Source organism: Daejeonella sp., assembly GCF_030684675.1.
Taxonomy (GTDB): domain Bacteria; phylum Bacteroidota; class Bacteroidia; order Sphingobacteriales; family Sphingobacteriaceae; genus Daejeonella.
Map to the genome: position 1 here is coordinate 49,650 of NZ_JAUXXZ010000028.1, position 19,662 is coordinate 69,311.

Annotated in this window: 24 protein-coding genes; 9 read left to right on the plus strand and 15 right to left on the minus strand. The window is 39.2% G+C overall.

Annotated elements, in window-relative coordinates; genetic code table 11:
- Window positions 1–48 precede the first annotated feature (48 nt).
- On the minus strand, window positions 49–477 hold the full coding sequence (locus Q8M41_RS05315; protein WP_305364213.1) for an NADH-quinone oxidoreductase subunit A: 429 nt from the start codon (window positions 475–477) through the stop codon (window positions 49–51).
- A 93-nt stretch (window positions 478–570) separates the two neighbouring features.
- Window positions 571–1,002, minus strand: coding sequence for a CBS domain-containing protein (locus tag Q8M41_RS05320; protein WP_305364214.1), 432 nt, complete (start codon window positions 1,000–1,002; stop codon window positions 571–573).
- A 296-nt stretch (window positions 1,003–1,298) separates the two neighbouring features.
- On the opposite strand from Q8M41_RS05320, the gene Q8M41_RS05325 reads away from it, so the two are divergent.
- Window positions 1,299–1,442, plus strand: coding sequence for a hypothetical protein (locus tag Q8M41_RS05325; protein WP_305364215.1), 144 nt, complete (start codon window positions 1,299–1,301; stop codon window positions 1,440–1,442).
- A 39-nt stretch (window positions 1,443–1,481) separates the two neighbouring features.
- Here the strand turns inward: Q8M41_RS05325 and Q8M41_RS05330 are convergent, their stop codons facing one another.
- Window positions 1,482–1,841: an endonuclease/exonuclease/phosphatase family protein gene (locus Q8M41_RS05330; protein WP_305364216.1), complete on the minus strand. Its 360-nt coding sequence runs from the start codon at window positions 1,839–1,841 to the stop codon at window positions 1,482–1,484.
- Between the two features lie 32 nt (window positions 1,842–1,873).
- Entirely contained in the window at window positions 1,874–2,191 is a 318-nt protein-coding gene (locus Q8M41_RS05335) for a hypothetical protein (protein WP_305364217.1), read from the minus strand.
- A gap of 163 nt (window positions 2,192–2,354) precedes the next feature.
- Here Q8M41_RS05335 and Q8M41_RS05340 point away from each other — a divergent pair, with 163 nt between their 5' ends.
- On the plus strand, window positions 2,355–2,543 hold the full coding sequence (locus Q8M41_RS05340) for a hypothetical protein (protein ID WP_305364218.1): 189 nt from the start codon (window positions 2,355–2,357) through the stop codon (window positions 2,541–2,543).
- 78 nt (window positions 2,544–2,621) lie between these two features.
- Here the strand turns inward: Q8M41_RS05340 and Q8M41_RS05345 are convergent, their stop codons facing one another.
- Entirely contained in the window at window positions 2,622–3,167 is a 546-nt protein-coding gene (locus Q8M41_RS05345) for a C40 family peptidase (protein ID WP_305364275.1), read from the minus strand.
- Between the two features lie 255 nt (window positions 3,168–3,422).
- On the opposite strand from Q8M41_RS05345, the gene pdhA reads away from it, so the two are divergent.
- Both pdhA and Q8M41_RS05355 read left to right on the plus strand, forming a co-directional pair.
- Complete coding sequence (pdhA, locus tag Q8M41_RS05350) at window positions 3,423–4,418, plus strand: pyruvate dehydrogenase (acetyl-transferring) E1 component subunit alpha (RefSeq protein WP_305364219.1); 996 nt, start codon at window positions 3,423–3,425, stop codon at window positions 4,416–4,418.
- A gap of 33 nt (window positions 4,419–4,451) precedes the next feature.
- The gene (locus tag Q8M41_RS05355; RefSeq protein ID WP_305364220.1) at window positions 4,452–6,161 is read left to right on the plus strand and encodes a pyruvate dehydrogenase complex dihydrolipoamide acetyltransferase; all 1,710 of its coding nucleotides are present in this window, start codon (window positions 4,452–4,454) and stop codon (window positions 6,159–6,161) included.
- Between the two features lie 172 nt (window positions 6,162–6,333).
- On the opposite strand, the gene Q8M41_RS05360 is transcribed toward Q8M41_RS05355, so the two are convergent.
- Together Q8M41_RS05360 and Q8M41_RS05365 are read right to left on the minus strand one after the other, a co-directional pair.
- A complete protein-coding gene (locus Q8M41_RS05360) occupies window positions 6,334–7,089 on the minus strand; it encodes a DUF4197 domain-containing protein (RefSeq protein WP_305364221.1) in 756 nt (251 codons plus the stop codon).
- A 103-nt stretch (window positions 7,090–7,192) separates the two neighbouring features.
- The gene (locus tag Q8M41_RS05365) at window positions 7,193–7,924 is read right to left on the minus strand and encodes a DUF4197 domain-containing protein (RefSeq protein ID WP_305364222.1); all 732 of its coding nucleotides are present in this window, start codon (window positions 7,922–7,924) and stop codon (window positions 7,193–7,195) included.
- Between the two features lie 154 nt (window positions 7,925–8,078).
- On the opposite strand from Q8M41_RS05365, the gene Q8M41_RS05370 reads away from it, so the two are divergent.
- The 3 genes from Q8M41_RS05370 (at window position 8,079) to Q8M41_RS05380 (ending at window position 10,352) form a co-directional block, all read left to right on the plus strand.
- Window positions 8,079–8,657, plus strand: a complete 579-nt coding sequence (locus Q8M41_RS05370) for an RNA polymerase sigma factor (protein WP_305364223.1) — start codon at window positions 8,079–8,081, stop codon at window positions 8,655–8,657.
- Window positions 8,658–8,673: 16 nt separating this feature from the next.
- On the plus strand, window positions 8,674–9,549 hold the full coding sequence (locus tag Q8M41_RS05375) for an energy transducer TonB (protein ID WP_305364224.1): 876 nt from the start codon (window positions 8,674–8,676) through the stop codon (window positions 9,547–9,549).
- A gap of 83 nt (window positions 9,550–9,632) precedes the next feature.
- Complete coding sequence (locus Q8M41_RS05380; protein ID WP_305364225.1) at window positions 9,633–10,352, plus strand: DUF6503 family protein; 720 nt, start codon at window positions 9,633–9,635, stop codon at window positions 10,350–10,352.
- A gap of 33 nt (window positions 10,353–10,385) precedes the next feature.
- Here the strand turns inward: Q8M41_RS05380 and Q8M41_RS05385 are convergent, their stop codons facing one another.
- The 6 genes from Q8M41_RS05385 to Q8M41_RS05410 all read right to left on the minus strand — a co-directional run bounded on the left by Q8M41_RS05385 (window position 10,386) and on the right by Q8M41_RS05410 (window position 16,196).
- Window positions 10,386–11,441 (minus strand): inorganic phosphate transporter, encoded by a 1,056-nt coding sequence (locus tag Q8M41_RS05385; RefSeq protein WP_305364226.1) that lies wholly within the window; start codon window positions 11,439–11,441, stop codon window positions 10,386–10,388.
- Between the two features lie 30 nt (window positions 11,442–11,471).
- Entirely contained in the window at window positions 11,472–12,119 is a 648-nt protein-coding gene (locus Q8M41_RS05390) for a DUF47 domain-containing protein (RefSeq protein WP_305364227.1), read from the minus strand.
- Window positions 12,120–12,189: 70 nt separating this feature from the next.
- Complete coding sequence (locus tag Q8M41_RS05395) at window positions 12,190–13,215, minus strand: cell wall metabolism sensor histidine kinase WalK (protein ID WP_305364228.1); 1,026 nt, start codon at window positions 13,213–13,215, stop codon at window positions 12,190–12,192.
- 8 nt (window positions 13,216–13,223) lie between these two features.
- Window positions 13,224–14,345 (minus strand): NAD(P)/FAD-dependent oxidoreductase, encoded by a 1,122-nt coding sequence (locus Q8M41_RS05400; protein ID WP_305364229.1) that lies wholly within the window; start codon window positions 14,343–14,345, stop codon window positions 13,224–13,226.
- Between the two features lie 14 nt (window positions 14,346–14,359).
- On the minus strand, window positions 14,360–15,082 hold the full coding sequence (locus Q8M41_RS05405; protein ID WP_305364230.1) for a methyltransferase domain-containing protein: 723 nt from the start codon (window positions 15,080–15,082) through the stop codon (window positions 14,360–14,362).
- The gene (locus Q8M41_RS05410) at window positions 15,075–16,196 is read right to left on the minus strand and encodes a type III polyketide synthase (RefSeq protein WP_305364231.1); all 1,122 of its coding nucleotides are present in this window, start codon (window positions 16,194–16,196) and stop codon (window positions 15,075–15,077) included. The genes Q8M41_RS05405 and Q8M41_RS05410 overlap by 8 nt, the downstream gene beginning before the upstream one ends.
- Before the next feature lie 132 nt (window positions 16,197–16,328).
- On the opposite strand from Q8M41_RS05410, the gene Q8M41_RS05415 reads away from it, so the two are divergent.
- The gene (locus Q8M41_RS05415) at window positions 16,329–17,213 is read left to right on the plus strand and encodes a UbiA family prenyltransferase (protein WP_305364232.1); all 885 of its coding nucleotides are present in this window, start codon (window positions 16,329–16,331) and stop codon (window positions 17,211–17,213) included.
- A gap of 78 nt (window positions 17,214–17,291) precedes the next feature.
- On the opposite strand, the gene Q8M41_RS05420 is transcribed toward Q8M41_RS05415, so the two are convergent.
- Window positions 17,292–17,969: an HD domain-containing protein gene (locus Q8M41_RS05420; protein ID WP_305364233.1), complete on the minus strand. Its 678-nt coding sequence runs from the start codon at window positions 17,967–17,969 to the stop codon at window positions 17,292–17,294.
- Window positions 17,932–19,107, minus strand: coding sequence for a class I SAM-dependent RNA methyltransferase (locus Q8M41_RS05425; protein WP_305364234.1), 1,176 nt, complete (start codon window positions 19,105–19,107; stop codon window positions 17,932–17,934). The genes Q8M41_RS05420 and Q8M41_RS05425 overlap by 38 nt, the downstream gene beginning before the upstream one ends.
- A gap of 138 nt (window positions 19,108–19,245) precedes the next feature.
- Between Q8M41_RS05425 and Q8M41_RS05430 the strand changes: the two genes are divergently transcribed.
- Window positions 19,246–19,611, plus strand: coding sequence for a DUF3127 domain-containing protein (locus tag Q8M41_RS05430; protein WP_305364235.1), 366 nt, complete (start codon window positions 19,246–19,248; stop codon window positions 19,609–19,611).
- Window positions 19,612–19,662 lie beyond the last annotated feature (51 nt).

The following is a 19,662-nucleotide window of genomic DNA, read 5'->3' on the forward strand; positions in this document are numbered from 1 at the left end:
CCATTTCATAAGGTGAGATTTGAGAAAATAATACCTGTTAATTTCATATTATTTATTTTTTTCGTTTAGTTTTCTGTAAGCTTTCAGTATTTTTTTTCCATCGGGCCCAAAATCGAGGGCTCCTATGCTCCATTCATAAATCAGAACCGCAATCAGGAGACCTATAAAAACACAAATGCCGAGATAACCCGGCCAACCTAGTTCATTAAATGCTAAAGCCCATAATATAATGAAAACTACTTCGATGTCAAAAATCACAAACATCATCGCTACAAGATAAAACTGGGCTGAAAATTGCAAGCGGGCCGTACCTGTTTCTAAAATTCCGGATTCATAGGGCTGAGCTGTTGCCCTCGCGTTATGGCGTTGGCCCAGGAAGTAAGAAAATGATATAATTAAAGCTAATAAGGCTAGTACAAAACCCGCATACGCCAGAAATGGCCAAAATGGGGTTTGAGAATTGTTCGGAACGAGCATAGGCGTCTTATTTTGAAAGCAAATTCCAGTCTAACAACAGTTTTAATTTTAACTTGTTACCGGGAATTTTACAGTAGCCTTTAGTCCGGTAGATTATTCGCCGGTAATGTAATGCTCCAGGTTTTCAATAATAAATTTTTGCTCATCGATGATGTATCTAACAACGTCACCAATAGAAATGATGCCCACCAACTCTTCTCCAGCTAATACAGGTAAATGTCTGATATATTTATTGGTCATTAACAGCATACAATCTTCGATCGTATTATCAGGGCTGACTTTTTGGGGATGTTCAGTCATAATTTCCCTGATAAGTGTTTCTTTAGATGCCTTTCCTTTGAGAATTACTTTTCGGGCGTAATCTCTTTCCGTAAAAAGGCCGACAAATTTGTTCTGGTTCATAACCAAAAGCGCCCCAACATTTTTCTCCAGCATTAACTCAAGCGCTTCATACACTGTGCTGTCGGGGCAGACAGAGATAATAGAACCGGCTTTGGATTGTAAAATGTTCCTGACTCGTCCCATAATAATACTTTTTAGTGTTTTACAGGTTAGCTTAATTGAATTTAGGTTTTTTTTATTGATAAAAACAAGAAAAAGGTGTAAAAATTTTTCTTCCCTCCTTAATTTAAAAAATAGAAGTTTATTAATTCAAAAGAAATCTGCCCCCTATACTGTTTTTTGTAAGATATATGGGACTTCTATAGTTTTTGATTATTTTTAATAATGTCAGCTAATTTCAGATCAGCCTGATCGGCCTGAGGTTCTTCCTGTATGGTGGTAGCCTGTGGTGAATACTGGAGTTTTACAAACATTGGAAAATGATCGGATCCACAGTTTGGCATCCGATTGATATGCATCAGACTGAAATCATTGGAGCAAAATATATGATCGAGCGGGAATCGCATGAACCGGTGCTTCGCATGGAAGGTATTAAAAAAACCTCTGCCCTTTCTTGGATCTAAAAGCCCGCTCGTTTTGCAAAATAAATCGGTTGAATAACTCTAGGCTACATCATTCAGGTCACCGGCAACAATAATTGGGATTTTACTTTTTTTGACTTCTTTGGCAACAAGCAGAGTTTCTTTATCACGTTCGATGGAACGCGGGTTTTCTGCAGGCACCGGAGGTGTAGGATGTAGGCCGTGAAAACGAATCAGGGCGCCGGAAGGAAGTTTGATGGATGCATGAACTGAGGGAATATCTTTTTCAACCAGATATTTTACTTCTGCACCCACGAGCTCAAATCTGGAGAATAATAACATCCCATAAGTATTTTCAAGGGGTACCAGTAGCTGATTGGGGTAACTTTCGCTCAGGGGGTTCATCCTATCTGCCCACCATTGATCGGTCTCTACAAGCATGATCACGTCTGGGTCTTTAGAAGTTATGCATTTTAAATACTCCGCAGCATTTTTATATTATACTGGTATACATTTCCTATAAACAGGCCAAGCTGTTGTTCAGGGCTTTCAGTCTTTAATCTTAATAATTCCTTTTTCCCTAAAACTGTAAAAGGATAAACCTGAAAGACCAGATAGGATAAATTCAGACTTAAGGCGGCGGCAAAAATTTTATCATGAATAGTGACCAGTTCATAAAATAGGAGAAAACCAGCGAAGAGAACCCCATTTAAAACGAGCTTCTGAATTCTGGGATATTCAAAAACACGAAATACCCAGTAATCATGTCGGACCAGTGGAATTAGTGACATGAGTATGATGAGATAGCCAATCCCGATAATTATATATTTCCAAAATCCGGTTTTAAGGCAAACTTAATAATTTAAGGCATATCTCTGGTTTAAACACCGACATTTTCTTATTAAGCAATAAGCCATGGCAGGTAAATTGTAATACTACCTTAAACGATAAGATATGAACTTAAAAAGAATTTTTGGGACAATATTAACTGTATTGGGAATAGTTGGCCTGATCTACGCTGCTATTGGCTTTATACAAAGCTCAGAGGGATACAAATCACTAATTGTATTTGCTGTATTGGGGATAGTGTTTTTTATTACCGGGATTGGATTGGTAAGAAGTACCACAGATCAGGCCAAATAAAAAAAAACCGTACTAAAAAAAGTACGGTTTTTTTACAAAACCTAAGGGATGACTTGATTCATCCGCTGAGTAAATTTTTTAATCTCTTAAGGATGCGAGCAGTCTGCCGCCTTTGTAATAATATTTTCTCCAGTAAGCTTCATCAAGATCGCTGATCATAACACCCTTGCTGGTTGAGGCATGTGCAAACTTATTATTACCCATATAAACACCCATATGAGTAATGGAGCGGCTTCCGATCTTGAAAAATACCAGATCACCCTCTTTTAACTCTGATTTGCTGATCGGGTTAACCATACTGAATATGTTCCTGGAATTATTGCCAATTAAAGTACTGAATACCTTGTTATATAGCTCAAATGCAAAACCTGAACAATCAATTCCTTTTTTCGTACCACCGCCTAATCTGTAAGGTGTACCGATCCAGTCGTATACAAACTGATAAAGTTTAAGGTTTGAAGTAGCAGAAAGGGCTACACCCATAATTTGTGAGAAGTATTCGGAAGCAAGATTATCAGGATCTGCGATTTTCTCTAATGGTTTCTGATCTTTATCATTAGTTTGTGCCTGAACCGACACAAAAGAAATCACAAGTAGCAAAGCTAAAATTACTTTTTTCCCCATCATTATTGATCTTTCGTTTATAAATAAACAGTGTTAAGATGAACATCTGTTTACAGATTATATTCTAAGAATGTTACAAAAATATAAAAAAATTGTATAACAGCAAGTCATGAATTGTAATTCAAGGATTTATTTTTGGCAAAGTACGGGATGAAAACGTGTAAACAAAACAAATGGTATTCTTTTTTTAGGAAGATATGGTTAGATTTGTCCTCCCTTGTAAAGGATTAATTTGTTTAACAGAAACGATTACGAATGAGTTCAATAGAAATTACGAAAGACACTTATCTTCAATGGTATGAGTCAATGCTACTGATGCGCAAGTTTGAAGAGAAAGCCGGTCAGCTTTACGGGCAGCAAAAAATAAGAGGATTTTGCCATTTGTATATAGGTCAGGAAGCGGTGATGGCAGGTACGATGTCAGTTATCCGTCCCGAAGATTCGCTTATTACTGCCTATCGTGATCATGCACATGCACTTGCAAAGGGCATGAGTGCTAATGAGGTTATGGCTGAATTGTATGGTAAGGCTACCGGATGTTCCAAGGGAAAGGGAGGTTCAATGCACATGTTCAGTAAGGAAAAGAAATTTTTCGGAGGTCATGGTATCGTTGGAGGTCAGATTCCTCTTGGTGCCGGCATTGCCTTTGCGGAACAATATAATGGAACCGATAATGTTTGTATCTGTTATATGGGTGATGGTGCAGTTCGTCAGGGAGCACTGAATGAAACCTTTAATATGGCTATGCTTTGGAAGCTACCTGTAATCTTTGTTTGCGAGAATAACGGTTATGCTATGGGGACTTCAGTTTCAAGAACAACAAATATGGTTGATATCTATAAAATCGGTTTAGGTTTTGATATGCCATGCGCACCTGTTGACGGTATGGATCCGGTTGCGGTTCATAATGCATTGGACGAGGCTGTTCAGAGAGCCCGGCGCGGTGATGGCCCTACATTTTTAGAGGCAAGAACCTACCGTTATAAAGGACATTCTATGTCTGACCCTGCAAAATACCGTACGAAGGAAGAAGTTGAGGGCTATAAAGCCAAAGACCCTATTGAAGTTGTAAGGGCAACTATTGAAGAGAAAAAATATGCTGATGAAGTCTGGTTTGATTCAATAAATGAGAAAATTAAAGCCATTGTAGACGAATCAGTTAAATTTTCTGAAGAATCACCATGGCCGGATCCTTCTGAACTCTACACAGATGTTTATATTCAATCTGATTATCCATACATCCGCGACTAAATTTAAATTCTAATATTCTAATCTGGAAATAAAATGGCTGAAGTAGTGAAAATGCCTAAGATGAGCGATACGATGACGGAGGGAGTTATCGCTAAATGGCATAAAAAAGTTGGTGATAAAGTTAGTTCAGGGGATTTGATTGCCGAAGTTGAAACAGACAAAGCAACCATGGACTTTGAGTCTTTCCAGGATGGAACCTTACTATATATTGGCGCCAAAGAAGGTGAAGCAGCAGCAGTTGATTCTGTAATAGCTATTCTTGGTACCGAAGGTGAAGATTATCAAGCGCTTTTAAGTGATTCAGGAAGTCAGAAAGAGGTTTCTGAACCTACTAAAGCGACTGAAGAAACCGTAAAAGCACCTGAAGAAGCGGAAAAGGCGAGTATACCTGTTATAGTGGATGCAGAACCTAAATCTTCGGATAGCAGTGATGCAGATGCTGAAGCATTGGGTGCAACCATTATCCGGATGCCTTTATTGAGCGATACCATGACTGAAGGCGTTATCGCTGAATGGCATAAAAAAGTGGGTGATAAAGTAAAAAGTGATGATGCTTTAGCAGATGTTGAAACTGATAAAGCCACGATGGAAGTGATCGGTTATGCCGATGGTGTTCTTTTATATGTTGGAGTAGAAAAGGGACAGGCAGCTAAAGTAAATGATATCATTGCGATTGTTGGTAAAGAGGGTACAGATGTATCGGCATTGTTAAAATCAGGTTCAAAACCAGCTGTAGCAGAATTAAAAGCTGAATCACAGCCTGATAAAGCAAAGCCGGCAGTTGAATCAAATACAGAAGCTGAAACACAGCATGTTGAAAGTGATTCAACATCACGTTTAAAAGCATCCCCTTTGGCGCGTAAGATTGCTAAGGATAAGGGAATTGATATTTCTCAGGTGAAAGGTAGTGCTGAAGGTGGCAGGATCGTGAAAAAGGATATAGAAAGCTTTAACCCTACAGTACAGGCTCAGACTGCAAAAGAAAGTCCAGATCCCGCAGCATCATCAGCTGCACCGGCCGCAGAAACTAAACCTGCAGCTATTCCTCAATTTATCGGTGAGGAGAAATATACTGAGAAACCGGTATCTCAAATGCGTAAAGTTATTGCGAAGCGTCTTTCTGAAAGTCTGTTCACTTCGCCGCATTTCTACCTGACCATGTCAATTGACATGGATAGCGCAATGCAGGCCCGTACCAAGATCAATGAATTTGCATCTGTAAAAATATCGTTCAATGATATGGTACTAAAGGCAGTTGCAGTTGCTTTAAAACAACATCCAAATGTTAATTCATCCTGGTTAGGGGATAAGATCCGTTATAATGAGCATGTAAATATTGGAGTCGCCGTAGCCGTTGAAGATGGTTTACTCGTGCCGGTAGTTCGTTTTGCAGATGGAAAATCGCTTTCACATATTTCCGCTGAAGTGAAGGACTTTGCCCAGCGTGCAAAGTCTAAGAAATTACAGCCTTCAGATTGGGAAGGATCAACTTTTACCATTTCTAATCTGGGAATGTTCGGTATAGATGAGTTTACTGCAATCATTAACCCACCCGATGCATGCATACTTGCAGTAGGTGGAATCCAGCAGGTTCCTGTAGTTAAAAACGGAGCAGTTGTTCCAGGCAATGTCATGAAGGTTACTTTAAGTTGTGACCACCGTGTTGTTGATGGAGCTACAGGTGCAGCATTCCTTCAGACATTAAAGGCATTGCTTGAAGAGCCTGTTAGATTGCTGGTGTAATTCCGTTCCGGATCAAGTCCGGAATGACACTAGGTCAGGTCCGAAATGACAACAAATCGTAATCTTATTTGTGGGTTAAGTACAGAAGGACAAACAATCCCTAAGATTGGGAGAACATTTGTCATTCCGGCTGAAGCCTTAGTCATTCCGGCTGAAGCCGGAATCAACGGAATCAACGAAAGCTAACACCATTATTGTTTCTATCCGCAAAGCCAAACACCTTTTTTAGCAAAGGACTACTTCTGAGACCAGAATTTTCACGAATTTTTAATTCTTCCTGAGCTATTTCAAGAAATAATCCCTCCATTGCTTTTTGTGTTGCATAAGCAGCAAGATCGGTATTTACTTTACCGGCGAGTGGTATTTGATTGTAAGCAGTACTTAGATCAGTCCAGTATTTGGTTGCCTGAGTTTTATCCAATGAACTCTGAATAACAGGATTAAATTTGGCTTCCAGAGCTTTGCTGGTTACACGCTGAAAATAGGTAGTTGCAGCATTTTTCTGATCGCTCAGCAAAATATTTGAAGCATCCTGAACACTCATTTCCTTTATTGCAGAGATAAAAATTGGCTTAGCTTCATTGGCCGCAAGTTCTGCTGCCCTGTTCAGGCTTAGAATAAAGTCATCACAAGCTTTGTTCATGCCTATTCCACGGAGTGCTTTCTCAACTTTTCTCGCTTCAGGCGGAAAAAGTAGTTTGATTGCAGAATTTCCTATAAATCCATTCTGAAGGGACAGTCGGTCCGTACCTGCAGAAACCCCAATTTCAAGGGCTTCTTTTATTGCATCTCCAATTTCTATCTGACTCGGACTACCAGGTTTAATGACATTAGCTGCTTCCTTTAAAACCTGAGGTATTTTGAACTGAGCAAATGAAGTAGCAGAGCTTACTATAAAAACACAAGAGATAAAGATTTTTAATTTCATCTGTTTAATTTACCACAATTAACGGTTCAGCTGGTATTAAATTATTGCCATCTGCCCCATTTTAATGATATACGTTATATCCCGAATATGAAGTTCTGCTTGTTTAACTCCTATTCCGGTCTGCATAAGCAAATACTTTCTGCAACAGAGGGCTTGTTCTTGCGGATAGCTTTGAGCGTATTTTCAATTCTTCCTGTGCGATTTCAAAAAAGATCCCTGCAATTGCTTTTTGTGTGACATAAGCACTAAGATCTGGATTTACTTTTCCGACAAGTGGAATGCTGTTATAAGCAGTAATAGCGTCAGTCCAGTATCTGGTAGCGCCTACTTTGCTTAAACTGTTCTGTATAATGGGTTGAAATTTCTGTTGCAGTTGGTCAGCAGTTACCCGTTGAAAATATAATGTAGCTGCATCCTGTTGTCCGCTTAATAAAATATTGGAGGCGTCGCTAAAGGTCATCCCTTTTATGGCTGAAATAAATATAGGTTTAGCTTCAATTGCAGCAGCTTCGGCAGCTCTGTTTACACTTAATATGACATTATCAGCCAGTTTATTTAAGCCCACACTCCGGAGGGTACGCTCAACCTTTTGTGCTTCTTCCGGGAAAAGGATTTTTATAGCCGCATTGGCAAAAAACCCATCCGTTTGGGATAATCTTTCTGATCCTGCGGATGTTCCCAGTTCCAAAGCCTGTTTTAGTCCCAGTGAAATCTCGGTGGCACTCGGGTTTCCAAGTCCTGTTTGAGTAAGGATCTGACCTGCCTGATTTAAAGTATCGCATGACGATAGCACGAATACACCCGTTGAAAAAGCAAATAGTTTTAAAAATCTCATAAATTTGATTATTGCAATTGAGTATAGACAAAGGAGCAAAGACGAATTCGTAACAAATTATAACAGGGTGCCTTGTTCCTTTTTATAAGTTAGCAAAACCCCTGCCAAATTCACAAATATTAATTATACTTGATCAGCTTAAAGACCGGTAACCTTGAGATTTAATAAGAATTCATCCGGCAATACTGCCATCAGGGAGCTTGAACTACTTGCTGAGTATCGCAGCACAGGAGATCTTGAATTGCTCGGTAAGCTTTATGAGCAGTATATGCCTCTGGTTTTCGGTTTATGTCTTAAATACTTTCGGGATGAAGAACAAAGCAAAGATGCCGTGATGCAGATCTTTGAGGAATTAGTGAAAAAACTGAGGGTTCACGAAATAACAAATTTCAAGGCCTGGCTTTATACCCTAAGCAGAAACCATTGCCTTATGGTACTCCGTTCATCATCAAAGCACGAAATGTTAAGTATTGATGAAAATTTTATGGAAAATGAAGCTTTTGTGCATCTTAACCTTGAGGATGATACCGAAGAAAAGCTATCCATAATGGCAAAATGTATTGAAGATCTGCCATCAGAACAGAAAGTAAGCATTAATCTGTTTTACATGGAGCAAAAATGTTATAAAGAAGTTGCAGATCAGACTGGCTTTGAACTGAATAAAGTTAAAAGCTATATACAGAACGGTAAACGAAATTTGAAAATTTGTATAGAGAAGAACAGTGAGCACTAATTATCCCGGTAGTTTGATGATCAGAGCTTACCTTGAGGGGAAGCTGGATCATGAAGAAATGCACAGGCTCGAAAAACAAGCCCTGACTGACCCTTTCCTCTGGGAGGCATTGGAAGGATATACTCATACCTCAAATCCTGGTACAGATCTGAGTATTTTGCAGAGACAATTGCATGAGCGAATTGTTCATTTGCAGGAAAATAAAAAGGTATTTGACTTTACCTGGCAGCGCTTAAGCGTGGCTGCATCAGCATCTGTATTATTTATTACTGCCGGAATCCTGTTCTGGATGAATATTAACCGCTCAGGAACCGTTACAGAAAAGCAGGTACAGGTTGCCCTCATCGATCGTGATTCGCTTAAAAATGAGATTCAGGGTTACCCGGGCCGTCCGGTTATCAGGGAGAAAGAATATCCTGTTTCATCAGATGAGACCAGCATTGCAGCCTACCAAACACCTTCAGGAGCAAATAACGAGTCCGAAGTGAATGAGTCTTCACCCTCAGCAAAGAGTGAGATTGCTTCTGGTGGTACGAGCATTCAGGCCAATAAACTCCGTGTTCAGGAACAGGGATCTGCCAGCAGGTCTCTAGCTTCATCCGAAGGTATCAATGCTTCCGAACAGGCAGTTCAACCTGTTCCGGGATGGGATATCTATCGAAAATACATAGAGGATAATATACGTAAGCCTTTAAATGACCCGAAAGTCAGCGGCTCGGTACTTTTATCCTTTGAACTTGACGAGAAGGGAAAACCGTTTAATTTCCATATTCTGAAAGGATTAACAGAGGCCTGTGATAAAGAAGCTATTCGTCTGATCAAGGATGGACCCTCCTGGAAAACCCGGGTTGGCAGTAAGATTAATACTGGCAGGATTGAAATCCGGTTTTGACCTCAAAGATCATAAAGAATCGATTACGCCTTAATTGTATAAATTTTATTTTAATCCCGTTTTGCTAAATATAATTCAAACAAATGAACAGATTAAGTTACCTGATTTTAGTGCTATTTATCTTTTCAGGCTGTAATGAGCCCGATGCACGGAAAATTGTAGATAAAAGTATTGCCTTTTATAATATGGATAAGCTGACTAATGCGACTCTGGAATTTAAATTCAGGGCAGCAAGTTTTAAAGTTATGCAGAATGGTGGCCAGTTTAAATATGAACGTTTTTTTAGTGATTCTACAGGCAATGTTCATGATGTATTAAGGAATGAAGGCTTCAAACGCATAGTAGATGGTAAAGAGCTAAAGCTTGATCAGAAAGAATCAGACAAATACCGGCAGTCGCTTAATGCAGTTGTTTATTTTTTATACTTACCGCTGAAATTGAACGATGCCTCTGTAGTAAAAAAATATATGGGCGAAAGTCAGATCAAGGGTAAAACCTTTCATAAGATTGAGATTTCATTCGAAAAGTCAAAAGAAGCAGGTGATCATAGTGATGTATTTTATTATTGGTTCGATACCGAAGATTACAGCATGGATCATTTTGCTTATAGTTCAGGAGGTAATCGTTTCAGAGAGGTACTCAGAACCCAGAAAGCAGGTGGTGTAATTTTTCAGGATTACGTTAATTACCAGATGCCACTTGATGACTCAGTAACCACAGTTGATAAGTATGATAGCTTATATGAAGCAGGCAGACTAAGAGTCTTATCTCAGATCGAGTTGAAGGATATTATCCTTAAATAGCCCCGGTGCTTTAAGTAGATTAACACTAAGCAATTAAAGAAACAAACTGAGCAGAAAGTAAAGTGTTGCTGCCAATAATGCAGATACCGGTATAGTCAGTATCCAGGCCCATAAAAGGCTGATAGTAACTCCCCAGCGTACCGCCGATACACGTTTACTTAATCCAACTCCTATAATTGCACCGGTAATGGTATGTGTTGTTGAAACCGGTATTTTAAAGTGTTCGGTCATGAACAAGGTAATGGCTCCTGCAGTTTCTGCGGCAACACCTTCTAAAGGAGTAACTTTAGTAATCTTGGTACCCATGGTTTTTACAATCTTCCATCCACCGCTCATAGTACCGGCCGCTATTGCAGTGTAACAAGCTATAGGGATCCATTCTGGAATATGATTGATCTTTACCTTACCATCAATAACTGTGTAACCTACATGGAGCCAAGCTGACATGGTATCAACACTGAGGTTAGCATCTTTTAGATACACAATGATTGCTGCTGCGATAATACCCATTACTTTCTGGGCATCATTACCTCCGTGACCGAGACTGAATAAAGCTGAAGATACTAGCTGGAGTTTTTTGAACCACCATTCAGCCTTTGAGGGGTTTGCGTATCGACAGATATTGATAATGATCACAGTAATAAAATACGCCATGATCATACCAATAATTGGAGCAAGAACAATAAAAGAGGCAACTTTGCCGATGACACCAAGGTTAACTACATTTAGACCACCATGAGCAACTGCAGCACCTGCAAATCCACCAATCAGGGTATGTGATGAACTTGAAGGAATTCCAAACCACCAGGTTAATAAATTCCAGCAGATTGCTGCCAAAACACCGGCAAGAATAACCACCAGGTTTATATTCATCGTATCGGCGGTCTTTGCTACCGTATCAGCCACATTTAAATGGAATATCCAGTAAGCAAGGAAATTGAAAAAGGCCGCCCAAACCACTGCCTGAAAAGGGGTTAGAACTTTCGTAGAAACAACGGTTGCAATAGAATTCGCTGCATCATGAAAGCCATTGATATAATCGAATACCAATGCTAAAACAATGATTACAATTAATAGTGTAAAACCCATATAGCTGGTGTAATATCTTTAATGATGTAATTAAGCGTTTTTCACCAGAATAGATTCCAGCACATTCGCTGCATCTTCACACATATCAGTAGCGGTCTCAAGTCCGGAGAGTACTTCCTTGTATTTAATAAGGTTTACCGCATCTTTTTCATTGTCGAAAAGCTCACCAACTGCTTTGTCAAAGACATAATCAGCCTGATTTTCAATACTGTTTATACGAACGCAGCAATCTGCGATCAATCGGATATTTTTCAGATCCCGTAATTCATGAATAGCTTTGTGAAGATCCTGACATGCCTGTAAGATCAGACTGGCGAGGTCTTTAATTGGGGGAGTAATAATGGTAACATTATAAAGATCCATACGACTGGCAGAGCCATGAATATAATCGGCAATATCATCGATTGCACTCGCAAGTCTGTGAATATCTTCGCGGTCGAATGGAGTAATGAAATTCTTACTTAGTTCCAGGTGGATTTGATGGGTAATCTCATCTCCTGTATGCTCAAGATCTTCGATGTCTTTGAATAATTTCTTACGAAGTATAAGATCTTCAGTGTTAACTGCTTCTACAAGCTTTTCGCCTAACTGGATTAGGTTTGCACTATCTTTTTCGAAAAGAGGAAAAAACTTCTTGTCTTTTGGAATAAAGTACTGGAAAATACTGTTCAGTGACATCGGATTGGATTTTAAGATTGAGCAAAGCTACAAACACAATGTTAAGTTAATGTTAACAAACAAATCCGATTTATTTGTCCCTCTGGAGGGTGAATCCAAACGTTGAGCCTATATTTTCGGTACTTCTTACAGTGATGGTTTGCTGGTGTGCTTCAATAATATGTTTCACAATTGCCAGGCCTAAACCAGAGCCTCCAATTTGTCGGGATCGGCTTTTATCAGTACGGTAGAATCGTTCAAATAATCTTGGAAGATATTTTTCTTCAATTCCGATACCATCATCAGTGATTTCCACCAAAATCTGGTCATGAAGTTCAAAGGTTTTGATTGAAGTATTTCCACCGCTCTTACCATATTTAAAGGAATTATCAATCAGGTTTACCAAAACCTGTCTGATTTTTTCCCTGTCTGCATATACCCAGGTCGGGCTATGATATTTTTCTTTAAAATGCAGCGTGATATTGTATTTTTTTGCTTTTAATTCCAGAGAATCAATTACTTCATGTATCAGATCGGTTAAATTAAACCGATCGTAATTCACAGGTATTTCCCCGCTTTCCAGTTTTGAAATAGCATCCAGATCTTTAATGAAAAATGCGAGGCGGTCGACATTCCTGGAGGCTTTTTCCAGAAATTGCTTTGACATTTCAGGATCATCAATATCCCCTTCCTGTAAAGCTTCAATATAGCCCTGAATTGCAAAAAGCGGGGTTTTCAATTCGTGGGAAATATTAGATAAGAATTCCCTTCTGAATTTTTCCTGATCTTTTAACTGATCGATCTCTGATTTTTTATCCCTTGCCCATTCCTTAACTTCAAGTTCAACATCATTGATTGGATCGGCACTTACATATTCTCCCAAAGCATCTTTTAGATCTTTCCCCAGTTTTAGGTTATGAATCAACTTATAGATTAACTTGATCTTACTGTAAACAAATCTTTCGATCAGATAGTAGAAAACCAGATAGCTGGTTACCAATGAAACGGAAAAGGTAATGAAGAAATCGAGGAGATTTTGCTGAAAGTAAAAGTTGATTATCGATAAAGATAAAGCAACCGCCAAAGCATTGATAAAGACGAGAACCCACAATTTCATGATGCAAGTTAATATATTAAGCGTTCGCCATGTGTTTTTTTAACCAAAAATTGTGTCAATGCAGGAAGTTTTGCAAGAGTTGATACAGTCAGGTCAGAAATAAAGGTATTTCCAAATAACTTCTGAATCAGCTGGCCACTTTTAAGTCTGAGGGCAAATTGTTTCCCCCATTGAAGCTTATATTCATCTTCAAGCGCGATTCTGTCCAGATTCGAGCCCTTTTTTGCGAAACGCATGATACTATCTGCAAGAATTTTTGCCGAGTGAATTGCGATTGCCATTCCATTCCCGCATAGCGGAGTAATCATTCCGGCTGAATCACCGCAAAAGAGTAAATGATTTTCAGTTAAATTTTTCTTTTCAAAAGAAATTTCATTAATCACTTCAGGGCTTTCGAATAAAAACTCTGAGTCTTTAAACAGCCTTCGCAAATGTGGGTTTTTGAACAGAACTGCTTCTTCCATCTCCGGAATGCCCGAATATTTTTTAAGGTTTGCTGTCTCTGAGAGGTAACATAGACAGAATTTATCATCTTCAATCTTACTTACCCCGCAATAACCACCCTGAAAATTATCAAGACGAACCAGGTTTCCGGGCAGATCAGTTTTGATATGGTATTTTACACCCAGATATGGACTCCGTCTGTAAAAAAAACTGCGATTCAATTTTTGATCAAGGTTAGATCGTTTGCCATAGGCTGCAATGGCAATAGTTGTCTCATAAACAGTGTTTCCCGGAGTTGTGATCTTGAATTTACCTTCGTTAAACGATATATTATCTACCTTTTCGAAAATGAATTCCACGCCAAGTCTTTTTGCTTGTTCGTACATTAAATGGTCAAGCTTGTAACGGCTTAAGCCAAATCCGCCCATTGGCAAATCTGCCTGCAAAATTTTACCTGAAACAGATGTGATTGCTAAACGGTTTATCCGGGAGTAACCGGATTCAGAGATCCCGATATTTAATGATTCCAAAAATGGGAAGACCTCATTGGAAATATATTCGCCGCAAACTCTGTGGAACGGATATTTTTTCTTCTCAAAAACGCTTACCTGATATCCATTCTGTTGAAGAAGAATAGCACTGGTCAATCCTGCGAGTCCGCCTCCGATTATCAGTATATCACTCATGCTCAGTTTTCAAATCAGATACCTCTTCTCTCCTTATTTTTTTCTGTTTCAATGCATATTTGCCATCTGAATGCCCACATCCATTTGATCGAAAAAATTTTAAATTCTCCTTTTTTCAATAGCTTCTCAAGCTCCTCCCGTTTGAAGCTGCGGAGTACAGAAAGTTTGGAATCGTGTTTAACCATTTCAGATTTTGAAAAAACTGAGGTTAAAACGCCGATGGAATGGTAGGCAAACCAATGTCGGTGCAGATCATTGATCACCACATATTCAGCAGCACAATCAGCCATTTTTTGAATCATTCTGATCCAGTTTTCATCAGCAAAGTGATGTGTAAACAGACTTGATATTACAATATCAAATTGATTACTAATAAGTTGTTCACCCATTACGTCGGCTAGAATATAGGAGATCTCCGGAAAATCTCCGGATTTTACCCTTGCATATTCGATGGCTGATTCAGTAGCATCAACTCCAACTAATTGGATTTTAAGATTTCGTTTGCGTGCCCATTTGGCAATTACCCTCAATGAATCTCCGCCACCGCAACCCCAATCACTGATGATCATCCCATCCTTTATGCCTATCTTTTGGAAAGCATCGAAAAACACATTATACCCACCCAGAAACTTGTTTACTACTTCAAGCTCATCCATGATGGGGTCGATAATCTCATGTCCCAATGAGAAATCGTCCATCATTTCTTCTTCCGAACTTCTGCGACTAAAGTCAGGCATTTCCACTTCTTTTTAAGATCATAGATTCGACTGTTAAGCCAGGTCCGAAAGCAAAGCCAAGAATGTTTTCACCACCAATCCCCTCCGGATCGTCCATCAGCTTTTTGAGAACAAATAGTATTGTGGCAGACGACATATTTCCATAATCCCTTAATGTATCATAGGCAAAGCGATTTGCCATAGAAGAAAATCCAAGTGCATTCTCAGCCGCCTCAAGGATTTTTCTTCCTCCGGGATGTACTGCAAAACAACTGATATCTTTGAATTGCAGGCCTGCTTTCCTCAGTAGTTTATTGGAAATGGATTGAATATGTTTTAAAATCAGTTTAGATACCTTCGAAGTCAGTTTCATTTCAAACCCCGCATCCCCAACATACCAGCCCATTTCGTTTCTGGCCTCATTCAAAAATTCAGAATAAAATGTATCAAGCAAAAGATGCTTATTTCGAGTCTTTGTTTCATCACTGTTTTCTACAATAACCGCAGCGGCACCATCCGAAAAAAGCGAATTAGCAACCCAGTTATCCAGAGTGTTTTCCTTTTGAAAGTGAAGTGTGCAGAGTTCAACTGAAACAATCAGGATTTTTGCAGAGGGATCGGCGCGACAGATATAATCAGCAACTTTAAGGGCATTTAAGCTGCCGTAACAACCCATAAAATTAATACAGGTTCGTTCTATATTTCGGTTGAGACCTAGTTTTTCAACCAGCTCTATATCAATTCCGGGGGCGTGCATGCCTGTGCAACTGACAGTTATCAGGTGAGTAATCGAAGGAGTAAGAATCTCAGTATGATTGGTTATACAATCATTAACAGCTTCTGCTGCAAGATCTGCTGCAGTATCCTGATATAAATTTAGTCGTTCGCGGGTTCCGGGAAAAGGCTCAAAATCAGCAGTCTTCCCAAAGAAAGTATTGTTATTACATTCTTTTTCCCCGAAATCGGGTATTACCGAGTAGCGATGTTCAATTCCTGAATGATCATAAATTCCTTTTAGCCGGGAAGCATTGGTATCATTGAGTTTGAATGCCTTGAGCATGAAATGATAAATATCACTCTGTGGAATTCGGTATTTTGGGTTTGCGGTACCAATCGCGCTAATGCAACTGCTCATATCAGTAAATTACTAAATATTTATGTTTTTGGTTTTAATTACAATATATAAGCCAGAATTGATCCTATATTTTTTATTCAAACCATATATAGCTTTGAGGACTGATTGGAGTATAAAATGTTAATTTAGTAAATGAATCTTTTAAGAAGTTTCTTTCCGACTGTATCCACTTTATTGCATTTACGCTTATTGTTTTCTGTCTTCCTGCTGCCAGTGTTTCTCTTTGCGCTATCTCAGGTACCAAAAATCAATTGGCAGGATGCAATTTTAACTTTTGTTATCTGGCATCTGCTGGTATATCCTGCCAGTAACGGTTACAATAGTTATTTTGATAAAGACGAAGGGAGTATTGCACTTATAGAAAATCCACCGCCTGTTGATAAGAGTCTGTACTATTTTCCCCTCTTACTTGATATAATTGCCTTATTATTAACAGTTTATGTTAACTGGATCTTATTTTTTGCAGTCCTTATTTATGGGGTATTTTCTAAAATGTATAGTCATCCTTCAATCAGGTTGAAGAAATATCCTGTTATAAGTTTCATGATTGTATTTATTTTTCAGGGAGCCTTTGTTTACTGGAGCACTTATGCTTCAATTTCGGGTGTTGATGTATTATTTGGATGGAATTTGAATTTTACGCTTGCCGGACTCATTTGTTCCTGTCTGATTGGTGCAACTTATCCGCTTACTCAGGTGTATCAGCATGAAGAGGATTCGAAAAGGGGAGATAAGACCCTCAGCCTCATTTTAGGTATCCGGGGTTCTTTTTACTTTTCAGCCTGCCTTTTCCTGCTTTCCGGAATTCTCCTTTTCATTTATTGGGACAGATTGGAATTACTTGGGAATTTCTGGTTGTTTTTGATTGTCTCTGCCCCGGTATTTGTATTATTTCTCAGGTGGTTTGCCAAAGTTTACCGGGATCCGGTGAATGCAAATTTTAAGAACATGTCGAGAATGACCCTCTTAAGCGGTATAATGATGCTGATTTATTTTGGCTTGCTGAATATTATCTAACAATAATAACAGGAAGTAGAATTTAAGCCATAACAATTATTTCCTGTTGCCGATTTCCAGTTCCCTATTTTCCATTCCCTACTTCCCCTTCCATTCCCTATAAAATTGCTCCAGATACTGTTCCATAAACAAATGCCTTTCTGCTGCAATCTTCCTTCCGGATTCAGTATTCATTTTATCTTTTAACAGTAGCAGTTTTTCGTAAAAATGATTGATAGTTGGGGCGGCAGAATTTTTATATTCTTCCTTGCTCATATTAAGAGCTGGAGGAACCTCGGGGTTATATAATTCACGGTTTTTGAAGCCTCCGTAAGTGAATGCTCTCGCAATTCCAATGGCACCAATTGCATCGAGACGGTCGGCATCCTGTACAATTTCGAGTTCCTTTGAGTGGAATTCTACCTTTCCAAGACTTGCTTTGAATGACATATTGCGGATGATCTGCTGAACATGCAGGATCAAATTTTCAGGCAGTTGTTGTGAAGAAAGAAAATCCTCTGCTTTTTTTGGGCCGATTTCCTCGTCACCATCATGAAATTTGCTGTCAGCAATATCATGTAGTAATGCAGCCAATTCAACGGTGAGTTGCTCGGCTGACTCTGTTTTTATGATTTGAAGTGCATTATTCCATACCCTCTGAATATGCCACCAATCGTGTCCGCTTTCGGCGCCTTCTAAAGTATGCTTAACAAACTTTACTGTTTCAGCGATAAGCTGATCATGGTTCAGTTTTAGGGTCTCTTTTGCTGCCTTCATATAATTCGTATTCCAATAGCCTGCAATCGAGTTTGCCATTGTAAAATTCGATTCTTCTTGACGCCCGCAGGCCGATTTTTTTTGCAAGATCAGGGTTTCCGGTGAAAATATATCCTCTGTAACCCTTACACTTCTGCTTCATATAATCACCAATCCGTTTGTAGGTAGCTTCAAGTTTAGTATGAACTCCAAGACGCTCACCATATTCGGGGTTAAAAATAACTATCCCCGCAGCTTCGGGTACTTCGGTGTCCGCAAAATCACAAACTGAAAAATCAATCAGATGATCAACACCGGCAGTTTTTGCATTTTTTATTGAAATATCAATCGCATCTTCCGAATGATCAGTGGCTACAATTCTGAAATCAATCTCTTTTTTTGCCTTCTCCTTGAGTTTGCGTCTTTCTTCGAAGAAAACCTGTTCATCGTAACCAATGATATGCATGAAACCATAGTTCATGCGAAACATTCCCGGCGTTTTATCAGTTGCAAGCAAGGCTGCTTCAATCGCCAGAGTTCCTGATCCACACATTGGGACAACAAATGGACTTTTTCTATCCCATCCTGTAGCTATGATGGTTCCTGCAGCAAGTGCTTCCAGCATTGGCGCTTTACCGGGAATTTTGCGGTATCCATGTTTAGCCAATGTTTCGCCAGAGGTATCTATAAATATCTCAGCGTCATTTTCCTTCCAATAGAGGTGAATAACTGCTTTGTTTGTCTCGGGTCCGGTATTTGGCCTGATTTCTTTTTTCTCCTTTATGCGGTCAACAATTGCATCCTTCACTTTCAGATTTGCGAAAAGCGGAGTGGTGATCGTTTCATTATCGACAGTTGAACTTACTGAGAAATAGCCTGTAAAGTCAATCAGCTCTTCCCATGATATTTCCAGTAATTCCTTATAAAGTCTTGCAGGGTTCTCAGCTGTAAATGCTTTAATGGAATATAAAACCTGACTTGCGCAACGCAAATTCAGATTCAGAGGGATACAATCATTGATGGTTCCTTCCAGCTCCAAACCGGTACTGAATGCTCTCTTGATCTCATAACCCAATGCTTCTACCTCTTGCTTAAGATAAGGAGCCAGGCGATTGTTGCAGGTTATGATGATCTTGCTTATTGTGTGGAAAACTTGCATAATAAATTGCGAAGTTAGCAATTAAAAACTGCCTTAATTTTATACTTTTACAAATCGTATCCGCTGGCAGGTTTTTGCAAAACGAGTCGGTTAATTTTGTACGATCTAAAACCAGAATACATCAATAATTTTAATAACATGGACATAAAAGGTAAAGTACATGAGATCTCACCGGTAATTACCGTGAGCGAGAAATTCAAAAAACGTGAGTTAATACTTGAATACGCAGAAAATCCTACTTATCCGGAATTTGTGAAGTTTGAGGCAGTTCAGGATAAAGTGAATCTGTTCGATAATATTAAGGTGGGCGATCAGGTGGAATTGTTTTTTAACCTTCGCGGACGTGCATGGACAGATAAAATGGGCAAAACATCTTATTTTAATACCCTTGCTGTATGGAGAATAAATCCTCTGGGTTCTGGTAGCTCTGCTCAGGCTGCTCCTGAATATGCGGCTCCGGTTGACATCAGTTCAGCTCCCGACGATGATGATCTTCCTTTCTGATCATTAGTCTGAAACACCATAAAATCATAAGCCCCGTCCGGTAATCCGGAG

Excerpts from the sequence above, each read along its gene's own strand:
- Q8M41_RS05405 (WP_305364230.1), bottom strand. The coding sequence starts at position 15,082 with ATGCCTGACTTTAGTCGCAGAAGTTCGGAAGAAGAAATGATGGACGAT.
- Q8M41_RS05320 (WP_305364214.1), bottom strand. The coding sequence starts at position 1,002 with ATGGGACGAGTCAGGAACATTTTACAATCCAAAGCCGGTTCTATTATC.
- Q8M41_RS05325 (WP_305364215.1), top strand. The coding sequence starts at position 1,299 with ATGATCGGATCCACAGTTTGGCATCCGATTGATATGCATCAGACTGAA.
- Q8M41_RS05395 (WP_305364228.1), bottom strand. The coding sequence starts at position 13,215 with ATGAAATTGTGGGTTCTCGTCTTTATCAATGCTTTGGCGGTTGCTTTA.
- Q8M41_RS05375 (WP_305364224.1), top strand. The coding sequence starts at position 8,674 with ATGATCAGAGCTTACCTTGAGGGGAAGCTGGATCATGAAGAAATGCAC.
- Q8M41_RS05365 (WP_305364222.1), bottom strand. The coding sequence starts at position 7,924 with ATGAGATTTTTAAAACTATTTGCTTTTTCAACGGGTGTATTCGTGCTA.
- Q8M41_RS05400 (WP_305364229.1), bottom strand. The coding sequence starts at position 14,345 with ATGAGTGATATACTGATAATCGGAGGCGGACTCGCAGGATTGACCAGT.
- Q8M41_RS05340 (WP_305364218.1), top strand. The coding sequence starts at position 2,355 with ATGAACTTAAAAAGAATTTTTGGGACAATATTAACTGTATTGGGAATA.
- Q8M41_RS05385 (WP_305364226.1), bottom strand. The coding sequence starts at position 11,441 with ATGGGTTTTACACTATTAATTGTAATCATTGTTTTAGCATTGGTATTC.
- Q8M41_RS05430 (WP_305364235.1), top strand. The coding sequence starts at position 19,246 with ATGGACATAAAAGGTAAAGTACATGAGATCTCACCGGTAATTACCGTG.
- Q8M41_RS05410 (WP_305364231.1), bottom strand. The coding sequence starts at position 16,196 with ATGAGCAGTTGCATTAGCGCGATTGGTACCGCAAACCCAAAATACCGA.
- Q8M41_RS05425 (WP_305364234.1), bottom strand. The coding sequence starts at position 19,107 with ATGCAAGTTTTCCACACAATAAGCAAGATCATCATAACCTGCAACAAT.
- Q8M41_RS05420 (WP_305364233.1), bottom strand. The coding sequence starts at position 17,969 with ATGAAGGCAGCAAAAGAGACCCTAAAACTGAACCATGATCAGCTTATC.
- Q8M41_RS05390 (WP_305364227.1), bottom strand. The coding sequence starts at position 12,119 with ATGTCACTGAACAGTATTTTCCAGTACTTTATTCCAAAAGACAAGAAG.
- Q8M41_RS05415 (WP_305364232.1), top strand. The coding sequence starts at position 16,329 with ATGAATCTTTTAAGAAGTTTCTTTCCGACTGTATCCACTTTATTGCAT.
- Q8M41_RS05330 (WP_305364216.1), bottom strand. The coding sequence starts at position 1,841 with ATGCTTGTAGAGACCGATCAATGGTGGGCAGATAGGATGAACCCCCTG.
- Q8M41_RS05335 (WP_305364217.1), bottom strand. The coding sequence starts at position 2,191 with ATGTCACTAATTCCACTGGTCCGACATGATTACTGGGTATTTCGTGTT.
- Q8M41_RS05380 (WP_305364225.1), top strand. The coding sequence starts at position 9,633 with ATGAACAGATTAAGTTACCTGATTTTAGTGCTATTTATCTTTTCAGGC.
- Q8M41_RS05360 (WP_305364221.1), bottom strand. The coding sequence starts at position 7,089 with ATGAAATTAAAAATCTTTATCTCTTGTGTTTTTATAGTAAGCTCTGCT.
- pdhA (WP_305364219.1), top strand. The coding sequence starts at position 3,423 with ATGAGTTCAATAGAAATTACGAAAGACACTTATCTTCAATGGTATGAG.
- Q8M41_RS05355 (WP_305364220.1), top strand. The coding sequence starts at position 4,452 with ATGGCTGAAGTAGTGAAAATGCCTAAGATGAGCGATACGATGACGGAG.
- Q8M41_RS05315 (WP_305364213.1), bottom strand. The coding sequence starts at position 477 with ATGCTCGTTCCGAACAATTCTCAAACCCCATTTTGGCCATTTCTGGCG.
- Q8M41_RS05345 (WP_305364275.1), bottom strand. The coding sequence starts at position 3,167 with ATGGGGAAAAAAGTAATTTTAGCTTTGCTACTTGTGATTTCTTTTGTG.